At 66.9% G+C, this 15,271-nt stretch carries 14 protein-coding genes (1 of these 14 cut by a window edge); 1 reads left to right on the top strand and 13 read right to left on the bottom strand.

The features are described from left to right. Positions 1-10: 10 nt before the first annotated feature. The 11 genes from gspK to NNY25_RS00805 form a co-directional block, all read right to left on the bottom strand. Entirely contained in the window at positions 11-970 is a 960-nt protein-coding gene (gspK, locus tag NNY25_RS00855; protein ID WP_265569467.1) for a type II secretion system minor pseudopilin GspK, read from the bottom strand. Then, a complete protein-coding gene (gene gspJ / locus NNY25_RS00850) occupies positions 967-1,578 on the bottom strand; it encodes a type II secretion system minor pseudopilin GspJ (RefSeq protein ID WP_265569466.1) in 612 nt (203 codons plus the stop codon). The genes gspK and gspJ overlap by 4 nt, the downstream gene beginning before the upstream one ends. After that, positions 1,575-1,931: a type II secretion system minor pseudopilin GspI gene (gene gspI, locus NNY25_RS00845; protein ID WP_265569465.1), complete on the bottom strand. Its 357-nt coding sequence runs from the start codon at positions 1,929-1,931 to the stop codon at positions 1,575-1,577. The genes gspJ and gspI overlap by 4 nt, the downstream gene beginning before the upstream one ends. After that, positions 1,928-2,392, bottom strand: a complete 465-nt coding sequence (locus NNY25_RS00840; RefSeq protein ID WP_265569464.1) for a GspH/FimT family pseudopilin — start codon at positions 2,390-2,392, stop codon at positions 1,928-1,930. The genes gspI and NNY25_RS00840 overlap by 4 nt, the downstream gene beginning before the upstream one ends. Next, positions 2,370-2,816, bottom strand: coding sequence for a type II secretion system major pseudopilin GspG (gene gspG, locus NNY25_RS00835; RefSeq protein ID WP_265569463.1), 447 nt, complete (start codon positions 2,814-2,816; stop codon positions 2,370-2,372). The genes NNY25_RS00840 and gspG overlap by 23 nt, the downstream gene beginning before the upstream one ends. A 5-nt stretch (positions 2,817-2,821) precedes the next feature. Continuing rightward, a complete protein-coding gene (gspF, locus tag NNY25_RS00830; RefSeq protein WP_265569462.1) occupies positions 2,822-4,045 on the bottom strand; it encodes a type II secretion system inner membrane protein GspF in 1,224 nt (407 codons plus the stop codon). Further along, entirely contained in the window at positions 4,035-5,528 is a 1,494-nt protein-coding gene (locus NNY25_RS00825) for a GspE/PulE family protein (RefSeq protein WP_265571418.1), read from the bottom strand. The genes gspF and NNY25_RS00825 overlap by 11 nt, the downstream gene beginning before the upstream one ends. Positions 5,529-5,614: 86 nt before the next feature. After that, a complete protein-coding gene (gene gspD, locus NNY25_RS00820) occupies positions 5,615-7,738 on the bottom strand; it encodes a type II secretion system secretin GspD (protein ID WP_265569461.1) in 2,124 nt (707 codons plus the stop codon). 8 nt (positions 7,739-7,746) lie between these two features. Beyond that, positions 7,747-8,541 carry a type II secretion system protein N gene (locus NNY25_RS00815; protein ID WP_265569460.1) on the bottom strand — a complete coding sequence of 265 codons (795 nt, stop codon included), beginning with the start codon at positions 8,539-8,541 and terminating at the stop codon, positions 7,747-7,749. 119 nt (positions 8,542-8,660) lie between these two features. Next, positions 8,661-11,441: a TonB-dependent receptor domain-containing protein gene (locus NNY25_RS00810; RefSeq protein ID WP_265569459.1), complete on the bottom strand. Its 2,781-nt coding sequence runs from the start codon at positions 11,439-11,441 to the stop codon at positions 8,661-8,663. Between the two features lie 83 nt (positions 11,442-11,524). After that, positions 11,525-13,060, bottom strand: a complete 1,536-nt coding sequence (locus NNY25_RS00805; protein WP_265569458.1) for a hypothetical protein — start codon at positions 13,058-13,060, stop codon at positions 11,525-11,527. A 304-nt stretch (positions 13,061-13,364) separates the two neighbouring features. On the opposite strand from NNY25_RS00805, the gene NNY25_RS00800 reads away from it, so the two are divergent. Continuing rightward, on the top strand, positions 13,365-14,666 hold the full coding sequence (locus NNY25_RS00800) for an OprO/OprP family phosphate-selective porin (protein WP_265569457.1): 1,302 nt from the start codon (positions 13,365-13,367) through the stop codon (positions 14,664-14,666). Between the two features lie 75 nt (positions 14,667-14,741). Here the strand turns inward: NNY25_RS00800 and NNY25_RS00795 are convergent, their stop codons facing one another. Both NNY25_RS00795 and NNY25_RS00790 read right to left on the bottom strand, forming a co-directional pair. Next, entirely contained in the window at positions 14,742-15,119 is a 378-nt protein-coding gene (locus NNY25_RS00795) for an acyl-CoA thioesterase (protein ID WP_265569456.1), read from the bottom strand. Beyond that, positions 15,116-15,271, bottom strand: the 3' portion of a protein-coding gene (locus NNY25_RS00790; protein WP_265569455.1) for a hypothetical protein. Its footprint extends 141 nt past the window's final position; only the last 156 of its 297 coding nucleotides appear in the window; the start codon falls outside the window, past its right edge; it ends in the stop codon at positions 15,116-15,118. Before NNY25_RS00790 ends, NNY25_RS00795 begins: the two co-directional genes overlap by 4 nt.

The raw sequence follows: 15,271 nt of genomic DNA, 5'->3' as shown, positions 1-15,271 counted from the left end.
GACGCCCGGCTTAAAAATCCGCCCCCCATAGCCTGCCCCGCAAGCGCGGGCCACTGTCGCTTCTCTCGATCAACGAGCGCTGCGCCAGCGTCAAGCCGTCGAGGGTGATGCGGGTGCGAAGCGAGACGAAGTCGGTGTCGGTCGAAAGCTGGCCACGCACGGTGCTCGGCACGACCGCGTCGGCAAAGGCGGGGCGTTCGAGAAAGCGGTCGACATCGCCGAATCCGGAGCGCGGCCGCGCGGCAATGGCGGCGCGCACGTCCGACAGGGCCAGCCCGTCGGGATCGAGCATCGCGACGAGTTCTGCTTTGTCCAGCGTGATCGTCTCGAGGTTGATCCGCGACAGTTCGTGGCGAGGCAGCGCGCACAGGTAGGGCGACAGGCGCTGCCACAGCGACGCGTCGACGCCCTCGATGAGAGTGAACTCGCTCGCCGAGACGAATGCGCGATTGGGTAGCGGCTTGCCGTCCTGGCCGATCTCGCTTCCGGCGGGACGTGCCGCGCTGTCGCTGTCGATGGCATCGACGGCGCGGGTCGACAAGCCGATTGCATCGGCTTCCGAAATTCCGAGCAGGAGCAGCAGCTCGCGCAGCTGGCGAATGGCGCGCGGGTAGGCGGTCAGCGTGCCGTCCTCTCGTTCGCGCGCGAGGCTGTTGAGGTTGAAGCAATTGGTGGCGTCGTCGAGCTGAAGCAGGGCGACTTGCCCGTCGGGAAGCGTCACGCTGCGCTCGACGCCCAGCTGCGCGGCGACCGCGGCACCATCCGCGCCATTGGCGTCGGCAAGGCGGGTTAGCGCGATCTGCTCCCCGGTCTGGAGCCACAGGCGCGACTGGGCGGCAATCGAGGCGTTGCGCGCGAGCCGGGTCGCAAGGCCCAGCCGGTCGAGTGCGGTCGCCGCGACCACGGCCATCACCGCGACCAGCAGCAGCACCGACAGCAGTGCCGTCCCCTTTTCGCGATGCGGGATCATGCGTCCTCGTCCGCGGCGGACACTGCGGGCGGTTCGATATCGGGCAGCGCGACGACGAGCGTCGTCTCGGGCCAGTCGGCGCCCGTCACGGTCAGGCGCACCGCGCGCGGCAAGGCGCGCCCGCTCCCGTCGGGCCAGGTCGATATCCAGCCGCCGGCCGCGTCGCGATATTCGAAGCGTGCAGCGCGCATGTCGCGCAGCAGGATCGCAGCAGGATCCTCGAGCGTGACGCCGTCGGGTTGGCGGTGGCCGGTTCGTTCGAGCCGTCCTTCGCGCACCGCCCATTCGACGCGGTGCAGGCTGGGCGAGGGCTTGGACTCGGTCGAAACGATGCCGTCGCGCACGAAGATCATGTTGTCGGAGGTCCCGACGAAGGCCGGGCGAAATCCGCCATCGGCGCGCCGGGTGGGACGCAGTGCCGCCTGTGACAGGTCGGCGTTGATCAGCAGCGAAAGGCGCTCGATCGCGGCCTGCTCGGTCAGTCCGTCCTCGACCGCGAGCTGGGTATCGGCGCTGGCGCGAAGCAGCGCGACGCCGGCGGTTGCGATCAGGGCGAAGATGACCAGCGCGACGATCATTTCGATCAGGGTGAAGCCGTTTCGCTTCACGAGACTGGCCTCACCAGTGTCAGCCGCTGCGCTGCGCCGCCCTCGAGCGGGCGCGCGAGGATCGTGACCGCGACCACGCGCTCGTCGGGCAGGCGACGCGTGTCGCGGACCAGTGCGAAGGCCTGGCCGTGATTGGTAACCGTAAAGGTCTCGCTTCCGATCTCGGGCGCGCGCGGGGCGCTGGCGACCTCGGCGACGGCGTTCATCGCGACGAGGCGGGTCATCGAGCGGTCGCGTAGGTCGGCGGTGGTGCGCACCGACAGGCTGTCAAGCCTCAGGAGGGCGAGCGCGGCCAGCGCGAATACCGACAGCGCGACCAGCATCTCGATCAGCGTGAAGCCTGTCTTCCTCACAGCGCGCCGACCTCGCCATGCGCGGAGACGGTGAGCGTGGCGCGGCCATCCTTTTCGTCGACGAGGCGCAGCGTCGCGGGGGCATCGGGCATGCCGACCGCGTCGAAGCGGATGCGGCTGCGCCCGCCGAGCTCGGCGCGAACGCCGTCCTCGAACGTCTCGGCGGCGGCGAAGGGAGGCTCGTCGAACGGCTGCCAGCCTTCTCCGTCCCATCGCTCGAAGCCGTAGCTTGTCGGTTCGACCCACAGCGCGAGCGGCCGGTTGCGAAGGATAGCTTCGTCGCGCAGCCCCGCCGTCTTACCCGCGAGCATCACCGCCGCGTCGCGCGCGGGATGGCCGCCCGGCGACATGGTGAGGACGACGACCGTCGTGGCGAGCGCCATGATGGCGATCGCGACGAGCAGTTCGGCGAGGGTGAAACCTGCCTCGCGCCCGCGATCAGTCGCCGAAGATGTCCGCATTCTCGCCTTCGCCGCCCGGCGCGCCGTCGGCGCCGTAGGTGAAGATGGAAAAGGCTGCGTTGTCGCGTCCCGGCACCTGCAGCTGGTAGGGGCGGCCCCACGGGTCGTTGGGCAGGTTCTTGATATAGCCCCCCGGCCGGTAGCGGCTCGCATCGGCAAGTCCGGGCGGCGGCGACTGGAGCGCGGCCAGCCCGTCGGCGGCGCCGGGATAGGAGAAATTGTCGAGGCGATACATTTCCATCGCCTGGTTGAGCGTGGCGATGTCTGCCTTTGCCTTCGTCACCATCGCCTTGTCCTGGCTCGGGAGCACGTTGAGCATCACCACCGTGCCGAGCAGTCCGATGATGACGATCACGACCATCAGCTCGATGAGGGTAAAACCCTCCTCGTTCTTGCGGCGGCGGGGGGACGGGCGGCACTTCATGACGGTCAGGCTCCGATCAGCGACTGGAGTTGGAGAATGGGCAGCAGGATGGCGAGCACGATCGTCGCCACCACGGCACCCATGATGATGATGATGAGCGGTTCGAGCAAGGCCAGCGCGGCGGCGGTGAAATTGTCGAACTCTCGCTCGAGATAGTCGGCGGCCTGGCCGAGCATCGGGCCGAGCTGGCCCGCGCTCTCGCCGCTTGCTGCGATGTGGAGGAGGAGCGGCGGGAACAGGCCCGCGCGACGCATCGCGCCCGACAGGCTGCCGCCACCGCGAATGTCCTCTTCCATCCGGACGACGGCAGCGCGGAGCGCGCGGTTGTGGATGGTCGGGCGGGTGAGCCGCAGCCCCTCGACCAGGGGCAGACGCGATTCCACCATGGTCGCGAGCGTGCGCGCCATGCGCGCGGCGTGGAGATCGCGCAGGAGGCGCCCGAGAAACGGCACCCGCAGCAGGCCGGCATCGAAGCGTTCGCGGAAGGCTTCGTTACGCAGCGCGACGAGGAAGCCGGCGATAGCGGCGGCGAGAAGAAGGGCAATCAGCCACCACCAGTTCGCCATCGCGTCGGAAATCGCGATCACGACCCTGGTGACGAGTGGAAGCTGCTGGCCGACATCCTCGAACTGCTCGACCACCTTCGGCACGACCGCGATCATGAGCGCCGCAACCACGCCGATCGCGACCACCGTCAGCACGGCAGGATAAGCGAGCGCCGAGAGCAATTTGCCGCGCGTTGCCGCCTGGCGTTCGAGAAGGGCGGCGAGGCGGTCGAGCTGCGGCCCGAGCGTGCCCGAGCTTTCACCCGCGGAAATCATTGCGCGGTAGAGTGGGTCGAAGCTTTGCGGTTCGGCGGCCATCGCATCAGCCAGGCGGCGCCCCTCGACCACACGGTCGGCGACGTGACTCGTGATGCGGCGATGTTCTTCCTTTTCGCTCTGGCGGGCGATGGTGCGGAGCGCCTCCTCGAGCGGGGAGACGCGGATCAATGTCGCAAGCTGGCGCGTGAACAGCACCTTTTGCTTGGCCGAGAATTTCTCGGCGCGGGTGAACAGCTTGATCTCGCGGTTGGCTAGCGAAGGGGTGTCCGCCTCGCCGACCTCGACGGGAAGAAGGCCGCGCTTTTCAAGCTTGGCGCGCGCCGCCTGATCATTGTCGGCGCGCAGCCGCCCGCGCTTTTCCCGGCCTTGCTGGTCGATCGCGAGATAGGAAAACTCAGCCGTCATCGACCTCGTCATCCTCGCGCCGCGAAATGCGGATCGCTTCCTCGGGGCTGGTTTCGCCCGCGCGTACCAGCGCCCGCGCCGCGCCGCCGAGATTGGGCGCCGACAGGAAGGCATGTCGGGCGATGACCGCTTCGTCGCCGCCCTCGGCGATCAGGCGGCGCAGCGTCCCGTCGATCTTGACCGCTTCGAACACGCCGATGCGGCCCTGGTATCCCGTGCGCCCGCACTGGTTGCATCCAGGCGCCTTGTAGATCGTCTCGCCCTCGTCGAAGCCGAGCAGGGCGGCGACGCCCTTGTCGGCGGGAACGGGCGTACGACAATGCTCGCATAGTCGGCGCACGAGGCGCTGGGCGATGACTGCGCGCAGCGAGGAGGCGATGAGGAACGGTTCGATCTTCATGTCGCGCAGGCGAGTGATCGCGCCGATCGCATCGTTGGTGTGGACCGTCGAAAGGACGAGGTGACCGGTCAGCGAGGACTGCACCGCGATGTCGGCGGTCTCGCGGTCGCGGATCTCGCCGACCATGACGACGTCTGGGTCCTGGCGCAGGATCGCGCGCAGGCCGGCGGCGAAGCTCATCCCGACCTTGCTGTCGACCTGCGTCTGGCCGATCCCGTCGATCGAATATTCGACAGGGTCCTCGACGGTCAGGATGTTGCGCTGCCCGTCGTTCAGGAGCTGGAGGCAGGCGTAGAGCGTGGTCGTCTTGCCCGAGCCGGTGGGGCCGGTGACGAGGATGATCCCGTTGGGTTCGGCGAGCGCCTCTCGCAGGACGGTTTCCGCAGCGCCATGGACGCCGATCAGGTCGAGCGAGAGACCCGCCTGGTCCTTGTCGAGAATGCGCATCACGACCCGCTCGCCGCCGCGGCTGGGGAGCGTGGAGACGCGCACGTCGAGCTGGCGACCGCCAAGTTTCAATGCGATCCGCCCGTCCTGCGGCACGCGCCGCTCGGCGATGTCGAGGCGGCTCATCACCTTGATTCGGCTGACCACCACGGGCGCGGCGTGCGCCGGCATGCGCAGATGCTCCTTGAGCACCCCATCCTGACGAAGCCGCACGACAAGCGCCTGCTCGTAGGGCTCGATATGGATGTCGGAGACGCCCTGGCGCACGGCCTCGGCAATGATGCCGTTGATGAGGCGGATGACGGGGGCGTCGTCGCTCGATTCGAGAAGATCCTCGGCGCTCGGCAGGCCGCTGGCGAGCGCGTCGAGCCCGTCAGCATCGCCGAGCGATCCGGCCAGGCCCTCGGCCCCTTCGCCGACGGCGTAGCGCGCATGAAGGAGGCGGTTGAATTCGGCTTCGTCGACGAAATCGATCGCGAAGGGCTGGTCGAGATAGCGGCGCACCTCGAGCAGGATTTCCGGATCGGCGCCCTCGCGCAGCGCCACGTGAAGGCCGTCTTTTTCCATGCCCGAGAGAATCACCCCATGCGTCCTTGCAAACGCGTACGGGATTTCGAGAACGTCGGTCAGCGGGATGGCATCGGCGGGCGGATCGACGGGAACAGGGGTGGCGGGCTGCTGCCCCTCTTCGTCGCCGATCAACTCGCCGTCGCGGCCAGGTGTCACTGAGCGTCTCCGGCAGGAAGTTGCGGTTGGGGCGCATAGACCTGGTCGCCGGGTTGCAACGGCGGCGGCGTGTAGGCCGGCGGGACCGCGCCCATGTAATCGCGCACCAGCGCATCGATGGTTGGCTCGACCTCGGGATTGCGGGCATATTGCGAGGCGCGGATGTAGCCGTAGCGCCGCGCGGTCATCTCGCGCGCTTCCTCGACGGTGCGCACGATTGTCGGGCGGATGAAGACCATGAGGTTGGTCTTCGATTTGGCTCGACTGCGCGACTTGAACAATTCGCCGATGAGCGGGATGTCGCCGAGCAGCGGGATTTTCTCGATCGTGCGGCGCTCGTTCTCGTCGAGCAGGCCGCCGATGGCGAGGATCTCGCCATCGTCGACCGTCAGCACCGTCTTGAACTCGCGCTTGTTGATGACGAGGTCGGCCGAACCCTTGGTGACGGGGCCCGCCACGCTCGACACTTCCTGGCGGAGGAAGAGCTTGATCGAGCCCGACGAATTGACCTGCGGCTTCACGTCGAGCTGGATACCGACATTCTGCCGCTCGACGGTGCGGAAGGCATTGTCGAAATTGCTCGACAGCGCTTCGCCGGTGGTGATCGGTACTTCCTGCCCGACCAGGAGTTTCGCTTCCTGGTTGTCGAGCGTCATGATCGAGGGAGTCGAGAGGATATTGCTCTCGGTATCCGACTGGACGGCGTTGATGATGGCGCCGAACAGGGCGTTGCGGCCCACATCGATCACGCCGCCGGCAAGGCCGCCGGTGGCGTTGAGGACGGACTGGACCGCGGCTTCGGTGACGCCGTCTCCGAGCGGGCTGTCGATACCGGTGGTGACCACGCCCTCGTCGCTGATCGAATTCTCGCGGCCGAGCTCGTAATTGGCGATCGCGCCGCCGACCGCGAGGATGTTGGGCTGCGCGTTGGAATAGTTGGCCGCCGCGAAAGGCGCATTTTCTCCAGCGAGCAGGAACTGGACGCCCAGCTGTCGCGCGGCATTGTCGCCGATCTCGACGATGATCGCCTCGACCAGTACCTGTTCGCGGCGCGTGTCGAGCTGGCGGATGACCTCGCCGACCTGGCGCTGCACCTCGGAATTGGCGGCGACGATCAGGGCGTTGGTCCCGGCATAGCGGGTGACGACCGAGGGCCCGTAGCGCACGATGCCGTTGCCGCTTGCCGACCCGCCGACGGGCATGGCCGCGGCGCTGCCCGGGTCGGCAGGTCCCGCGCCCGTCCCCTCGCCTTCCTGCGTGCGGATGAAGTTGGGGGCGCCCACGCCCGGCGTCACCGGCTGGCCGAGCAACTGCTGGAGCACGGGCAGGAGCTGTTCGGCGTCGGCATGTTCGAGCCAGTAGACGCGGATGTCCGCGCCCGCCGACGCGCGGCTGTCGAGATCGCGCGCGATCCCGGCGAAGCGCGCGACCGAGGCGGCATCGCCGCGCAGCGCGAGCGCATTGGCGCTGTCGATCGAAGTGACCGAAACCGGCATGCGGCCCGCCCCGCCCGACAGCTGGGTCAGCGACTGGGCGATCTCGCGCGCGCCGGCATTTTCGAGATAGACGACCTCGGTGGTCGCGTTGTCGCGGTCGATCTGGCGAACCAGCTGGCGAATGCGCGCGATATTGTCGGCATAGTCGGCGACGATGAGGCTGTTGGCGTTGGTGTTGGCGGTGATCGATCCTTCCGCGCTGATCAGCGGGCGCAGCGTCTCGATCGCGCCGGCGGCCTCGATCGTCTGGAGGCGGAAGATCTCGGTCACGAACTGGTTGCGCGCGGTCGAGCCGGCGGTGACGCGGGTCGGCTGCGAGGCGGCGCCCTGCACCGGCTGGATGCGGTACCCGCCCGCCATCGGCACCGCGACCAGCCCGTTGGCGCGCAGCGTGGCGAGGAACACCTCGAAATATTCGTTGCGCGAGAGTGGGCGCTCGGTGACGACCGAGACCTTCTGGTTGACGCGACCGTCGACCACGAAAGTCAGCCCGGTAACGCGCGCGGCATCGTCGACGAACGCGCGCACGTCGACGTCGCGCATGTTGACCGTGTACTGGGCAAGCACCGCGACCGGCGATGCGGTCATCGAGAAGGCGGCCAGCGCGAGGATGATTTTCTTCATGGGACTCTTCACAATTTCAACGCCACGGGAATGACCCCCGCGCCGCGTTCGACGCTGAGGTTGAGACTGATGCCGGGCCTTAGCGCAGCGGCGAGCTGTTCGACATCCTTGGCCGACTGGATCGCCGCCCCGTTGACGCCGACGATGACGTCGCCGGGCTTCAGGCCTACCTGCGCAAGCAGCGACGCATCGGCGGTGGGCGACACGATGACGCCGGTGACGGCATCTCCGCGGAGCCGCGGGCGGAAGACGTTTTCGGCCACCAGCCGCGCCGCCGGGCCGCTGGCGGGGCCGGCAGCAGGGCCGGGCGCGGGCGAGACGACAGGCGCGTCGGAAGCGCCCTCCATGTAGAGCCGCTCGCTGATCCCGCCGCGGTCGATCACGACATGGTCAAACGCCACGCCCGAGAGGATGGCGCCGGGCAGGATTTCCTCGCCCACGCCGAAGCTGGCCTGCGTGCCGTCGGGCAGGCCGATGATGGCGCCGCCCGTTCCCGCGCCGCGATTTTCGCGCACCCCGTAGAGCGTGAGGTCGAGCCCGGTGGTGACGTCGCCGCCGCCGGCACTGGCCTGCGGGAAGGGGTTGAACCGCTCGAACAGGATCGCGCGGGCTTCGGCCGGAGGCGCGACGGGCACGGGGGCCTGCCAGCCATTGAGCGGACCGAGAGGGGTCAGCAGCACCCAGACGAGACGCGCCGCCAGCAGCGCGGCCGCGCCCAACATCAGTGCGCGCAACACCAGATGGGCCTGCGCCACTGCCAGTCGATCGCGCCACCAGTCGCCTATAGGTATGATTCTGGCCAAGCGAGCCCTCCCTCAACCGTGTTGGTAGCCCAAAATGAAGGCGTCGGGACTCTTTTTTGACAGTTAAATGGCAGGCTTAGCCGGCCGGGTCCGAAGACCCGACCGGCTGCCACGCTGCACTAGAACTTGACCGTCGCGCTCAGGTTGAAGCGCGTGCCGCGATCGTAGGACTGGATCACGATCATGCTGTCGTTGAGCGACTGGGTTTCCTTGTAGTCGGTCCCCAGGATGTTGCGGACCTCGCCCTTGAGTTCGAGCTCGGTGCCGAGCAGCTCGAAACCTTCGCGCCAGATGAAGTCGAGCATCACGCCCGGTTCCTCGATGAGATCGGGTGTCTGGTTCGCGCCGCGGTTGGTGGCACGATCGCTGGCATAGGTCAGCAGGAAGGTCTGTTGCGACAGGCGATCCTCGTGCTCGAGACCGAATTGCAGGTTGACCAGGTGCTCCGACTGTCCGGTCAGGCGGGCGCCGTCCCGGAAGATGTTCGTCGCATCGGTTTCGAACGGTGCGCTGGTCAGCGTGATCGTCGTATCGCCATCGGCCACCTTCAACTCGGAGTTCGTATAGGTGTAGTTCCCGATGAAGACGAGACGACGGGCAGACAGGAAGCCTTCCTGCGCACCAAGGTCGTAGAAGGGCAGATATTTGCGCAGTTCCAACTCCGCACCATAGAGCTGGGCGCTCGGGGCGTTGATGAAGCTGGTGATCTGCGACGATCCGACATTGGCCGCGACGGTTTCGATCGGCTTGTCGATGTCCTTGTAGAACAGGGCCGCCGAGACGATCTGGTCGCGCCCGAAATAATATTCGTAGCGCAGGTCGACGTTGAGGATCTCGCTGTCGACCAAGTACTGGTTGCCGTAGAACAGGCGCGCGCTCTCGTAATCGCGGAAAGGTTGCGGTGCGAGTTCGCGGAACTGCGGGCGGGCAATGGTCTTCGAGGCACCCAGGCGCAGCTGCATGTCGTCCGCGAAATTCCACGTCACGGTACCGGCAGGCAGCCAGTAGTCGTTCTTGAGCGTGGTCTCCGGCAGCGGCGTGTTGCCGAACAGGGCCTGCGGCGTGAGGTTCTGCGTACCTTCCTCGTAACGCACGCCGAGATTGACGAGGATCTCGTTGGTGGGCTCGATCTCGAGCATTCCATAGGCGCCGTGCACCGTAAGCCCTGCATCGTAGGCCGCGGCACCAAGCGCGCCGGTGGTCTCCTGCAGCAGGATGTCGAAGGTCGCGACGTTGAAATCGCTCAAGAGGTAGTCGATCCGCTCCTGCGCGACGTAGCTGGGCAGGGTGCCGGTCGGTCGGAAGGCGAACGAGCGGCGCAGCGCGGAACGGGTGTTGTCGCTATAGGCATAACCAGCCGACGCGGTGATCGGCATGCCGGTGGGCAGCTTGTAGCTGAGGTCGATCGCGCCTGACCAGAGCTCGTCGTCCAGTTCGCTGAAGGCGACGGTCGCGCCCTGGCCCGGAGAGCGCAGGTCGTTGACATAATCTTCGAGCGTGTCGTCGAAATAATAGCTGTAACCGCGCTCGTAGGGGGCGTCGCGGCGCGTCTTGGCATAGCTGCCGCGAAGGTCGAGGCTGAGATCGCCGAATTCGAGTTCGGCGACCGCCTGCGCGTCGTACAGTTCGCGTTCGAAATAGCTGGTCTCGCCGGTTTGCAGCGTGTCCTCGGGGCGAACCAGCGAAGCGTCGACCGTGTCGAAGCTGTTGCCGATCTTCACATCAGCGCCCTTGAGCGCATCGCGGATGTAGAGGCCGGTGACGCGGAACTTGTGGTCGTCGAGCTTGAGCGTGGTGCTCAGCATGCCGTTGACGACGACGCGGTTCTCGGTGCTGACGTAGCGGTAGCTTTCGAACGGATCGAGATAGCTGTCATCGGCGTCGAGCGAGCCGACACGCGTACCGGCCTGCTGGATGCCGGCGCGGGTGCGCCAGCTGTTCGAGATGCCCGCAACGCCGATAATACCGAGATCGGCAGCACCGACCGGGATGGTCGTGCCGAAGCCGATGTCGCCCGACCAGTTGGCCGGCAGGTTGTCGTTGCGCTGGATGAGGTTGGTCGACGCGTTGTCGAGGCTCTGGGTGATCGACTTGATCTGGTCGATCTCGAAGTCGGGACCCTCGACGATGCGGAGTCCGCTCGAGAGTGCGCTCGCGAAAGCACCCTGCGGATCGCGATTCCCGTCGTCATAGCCGAGGAAGTCGGTCGAGCTGCCGTAATAGGTGTAGCCGAGGCGATTGGTGGTCTCGCTATCCCAGCCGCCGCCAATCCCGACCGAGAAGAAGCCTTCTTCGGGTGCCGAACGGGTCGTGAGGTTGATGACGCCGCCGCCAAACTCGCCCGGATAGTTGGCCGAATAGCTCTTCTGGACGACGGTAGAAGCGATGATCGAGGTCGGGAAGAGATCGAGCGGAACGACGCGGCGCAGCGGCTCGGGGCTCGGCAGCGGTGCGCCGTTGAGGAGCGCCGAGGAGTAGCGCTCGCCAAGGCCGCGCACGTAGACGAAGCGGCCGCCCACGACCGACAGGCCGGTGACGCGGGTCAGGGCGCCGGCGATGTCGCCGTCACCGGTGCGCGCGATGTCTTCTGCGGACAGTACGGAGACGACTTCGGGCGTCGCGCGAACGGGGTTGGGAATATAGCGGCCACGCACGACGATCTCGCCGAGATCGCGGTCGGCTCCCGGGCCGGAGATCTCGACTTCGCCCGGTCCCGGTTCGGCATCGGCGGCACCTGGCTGGGCCGCGTTCGCCGTGTCTTCCTGCTGGTTGGGATCGTCGGGATCGCCCACCTGGCTGGCAGAGGGCGAGGAAGGCGGGGCGGCCTGCGCGAAGGCAGTCGCCGGGGCGAGCAGCGCCGAGGTGGCGAGCAGCGCGGCAATCGGGTGCAGCTTGGTCATCGTCGTTTCCGTGCTTTCTTCTTGGAAGAAGGGAGCGGCAGCCACTGGCCGCCGCTCCCCACTTGTCACTCCGGAGGGCGGACTTAGCCGGCGGCCGGGATTTCGAGACAGCTGGCCTGGCCGACCAGACCGCAGGTCCAACCGTCGTACCAGTTGTTCGACCCGTCCTGAGGCACGGCGCCGATGTAGGTGACGTCGGTGAACGCATCCGCGTTCTCGAGGTCGGCGGTCGACGAGAAGGTCACCGCGGTCTCGTTGTCACCGTTGATGAACATGTCGGTCAGCGTGCTCGTGAACGTCAGGTTGTTGTTGTTGCCTGCGAACAGCGCCTGGATCGTCGCGACCGAGACGTCGCCGTCATCGCGGATCGGATCGGTGCCGCAGTCGAGCACGACCGACTTGAAGCGCGGTTCGCCCAATTCGTCAGGCGCGCCGCCATTGGCACCAGCCGTATTGTCCTCGTTGATGTTGAAGCAGGCCTTGTCGTTCACCGCGTTGATCACGGTGTTGTAGATCGCGATGTCGGCCTCGCCGCGGATGTGCATGTACTCGTCGAGCGGCGTGTAAAAGGTCGCGTTCGAGATCTCGACATTGGTGCGCGGCGTGGCGTCGCGCGGCTTGTCGTCGGAGTCGACCTCGATGATCTTGTCGCCGCGACCGGCATACTGGATGCCGATGACGAACTGCGTGGCGCCGTCGTAGCCGGAGTCATAGTCGAGCATCTCGTCGCCGTTGCCGGTCATGACGAGGTGGTAGTTGTTCACCGTGCCGCCGAACCATTCCATGCCGTCGTCGAGATTGTTGTGGACCTGGACGTGGTCGACCACCGTGCCGTCGCCGACGCCGCCCAGCGTGATGCCGTTCAGCTCGTTGTCGGTCAGCACTTCGTAGCCCGCGTAACGGACCTGGAGATATTCGAGGCGACCCGAATTGTCCGACGCGCTGGTGCCACCGTAAATGTCGTCCGAACCCTCGACCTGCGCCTGGCAGGGGGTGGTCGGGAGATCGCAATCGCCGATCGGCGCGCGGCCGAGGACGACAATGCCGCCCCACAGGCCGACTTCCGATTCGCCGACCGTGCCGAGCACGTTCTTGCGGGCGGTGAAGACCACCGGCGCATCGGCAGCGCCGTCGACGAAGATCTGCGAGCCGCGATTGACGACGAGGAAGTCCTGGACCGCCGAGGCGAAGATGGTGACGCCTTCCTCGATGGTCAGCGTCCCGGCGGTGCCGGCGAGCGGGCTGCCGGCGTCGGGACCGAGATCGTCACCGACCTCGACCTTGCCGTTGAGGGAGTAGATCGTGCCCGCGAGGTTCTCGAGGGTAAGCGAGCCGCGGATCGTGCCCGACACCTGGCAGACGCGGCGATTGTCGCCGCTGCCGGCGCCGCCGACTTCGATCGTGCCGACATTGGCCGTGCCCGTCGGGCACGAGGCCGCCGCTTCGCCCGGGGTGGGCGTCGGGGTCGGGCTGGGGGTCGGTGCGGGGGCCGGGGCGGGAGCGGGAACGACGATCACGCCGTCGCCGGGCGATGCGACATCGTCCGCGCCGCAAGCCGAAAGCGCGCCTGCGGCAACGCCCATCATCAGAACTTTCTGGAAGGTCTTGAACTTGGTCATCGAAGTCTCCGTGCCCAGGAAAAGCGGGCTCTGCCTTGAAATTTCGGTTTCGAGCCAATGGCATGATGGGGAATCGGCTCCCCCCCGTGCGCCGAACTCACGGGTGGGATAGGAGCCGCAGGTGACGCCTTGATGTGGACGGGCTGACGGAAAATCGTCGTTTCGGTGACGGGCGCATGACGCATTGTCACGGAGCCGTCATATCCGGTCATTCGCCTGTAACATTCGAGCCCTAGCGGGATCCCAACGGGAACGAGGCGTGCACCTTCGGGGGGAGCGCCAAACCGCAAATGGAGAAGACGAGATGAAGTCGTTTGTTCGTGGCGCCCTGCTGGCGTCGGCCTGCCTTGCCGCAACCCCGGCAATGGCGCAGGACCAGGATGCGCGGATCGACGCGCTGATCGCCGAGATCGAGGCGCTCAAGGCCGAGGTCGCCGAGCTGAAGGGCGATGTCGCCGAGGCGAAGAGTGCCAACGCGGTCGCCTGGAAGGGCGCGCCGCAGCTCGAGCAGAAGAAAGAGGGCTGGAGCTTTAAGCCGCGCGGCCGCCTGATGTACGACGTCGCGACGGTCGATGCGCCGGACGCCATCGACGATGCCGGCCTCGGCTTCTCGAACGAACTGCGCCGCGGGCGCCTCGGCGTCGAGGGCGATATCCCGGGCGGCTTCGGTTACAAGCTCGAGCTCGACTTCGCACCGGGCGAGCCCGAATTCACCGACGCATACCTGTCCTACGAGGACGGCGGGCTCGAGGTGATCGTCGGCCAGCACAACAACTTCCAGTCGCTGGAGGAACTGACCAGCTCGCTGCACACCAGCTTCATCGAGCGCGCCGCGTTTACCGACGCGTTCGGGTTCGAGCGCCGAGTCGGCGCCTCGGTCCAGTACAAGGCGGGCGACCTCATCGCGCAGGCCGGCCTGTTCACCGACAGCATCGGCGACCTCAACGGGATCGGCGACGAGAATAACAGCCGTGGTGCCGACGGCCGCATCGTCTTCGCCCCCAAGATGGGCGCCAACCAGCTGCACTTCGGCGGCTCGATCCACACCCGCAAGCTCGGCGACGCCATCTCGGGCGTTCGCTATCGCCAGCGCCCGGCCGTCCACAGCACCGACACGCGCTTCATCGACACCGGCTCGCTCGGTGCGACCTCGGAAACCGGCTACGGCCTCGAAGCGGCGGGCATCTTCGGTCGCTTCCACGTTGCCGGCGAAAGCTACTGGCAGCAGGTCTCGCGCCCCGAGATGGACGACCCGACCTTCTTCGGCGCTTATGCCGAAGCGGGCTTCTTCCTGACCAAGGGCGACACGCGCGGCTACAAGGGCGGCAAGTTCGACCGCGTCAAGCCGGCCAGCCCGGTCGGCGAAGGCGGGTTCGGCTCGCTCCAGCTCAACGCGCGTTGGGACCATCTCGATCTCAACGATGCGGGCGTCGTCGGCGGCACCCAGAACGCCTACCAGCTGTCGCTCAACTGGAAGCCGGTCGACTACGTGCTGTTCGGGCTCAACTACGCGCACATCGAATATGACGATGCGGCGATCCTCGCCGACGGCGAGGGGAGTTACGGCGTCGACATGATCGGTCTTCGCAGCCAGGTCGATTTCTAAGGAAACCGCTCTCGAATCTGACTGCAACCGGGAAGGGGTCCGCGCGAAGCGGGCCCCTTCTTTGTTGGGGAAGGTTCAGGCCTGGTCGACGGGGCGCGGGCGCGCCTGTTCGTCGATCGCGACGAAGGTGAACAGCGCCTCGGTCACCTTGACGTCGGTCTTGCCGCGGTCGCGCGTGGCGATCACCTCGATGCGGATCTTCATCGAGGTGCGGCCGACCTTCTCTACCCGCGCATAGACGCTGATGAGGTCGTGGAGCAGGATCGGCGCGATAAACTCCATCGCGTCGATCGCGACGGTGGCGACCGGCCCTTGCGCGCGGCGCGCGGCGACGATGCCGCCCGCGATGTCCATCTGCGAGAGGACCCACCCGCCGAAGATATGGCCGTTGGCGTTGATGTCCGCGGGGCGTGGCATCACGCGCAGGATGGGCTCCATGCCGTCGAGGTTCATGCGGGGTCCTTGTCTTGATGGGGATCGGGAGTGGCTGCGGCCTCGGCGTCGTGGCCGCTGCTCGAGGAAAAGAAAGCGAGGGTCATCAGCGCGGTGCCGAGCAGCACGGTGCCGCCGACCCCGATCGCGGTGGCGATCAGGAGGTGGATCGA

The organism is Sphingomicrobium nitratireducens, assembly GCF_026157035.1.
Taxonomy (GTDB): domain Bacteria; phylum Pseudomonadota; class Alphaproteobacteria; order Sphingomonadales; family Sphingomonadaceae; genus Sphingomicrobium; species Sphingomicrobium nitratireducens.
The sequence above is the reverse complement of the archived record's forward strand: the minus strand, read 5'-3'. Positions and strand labels throughout refer to the sequence as shown.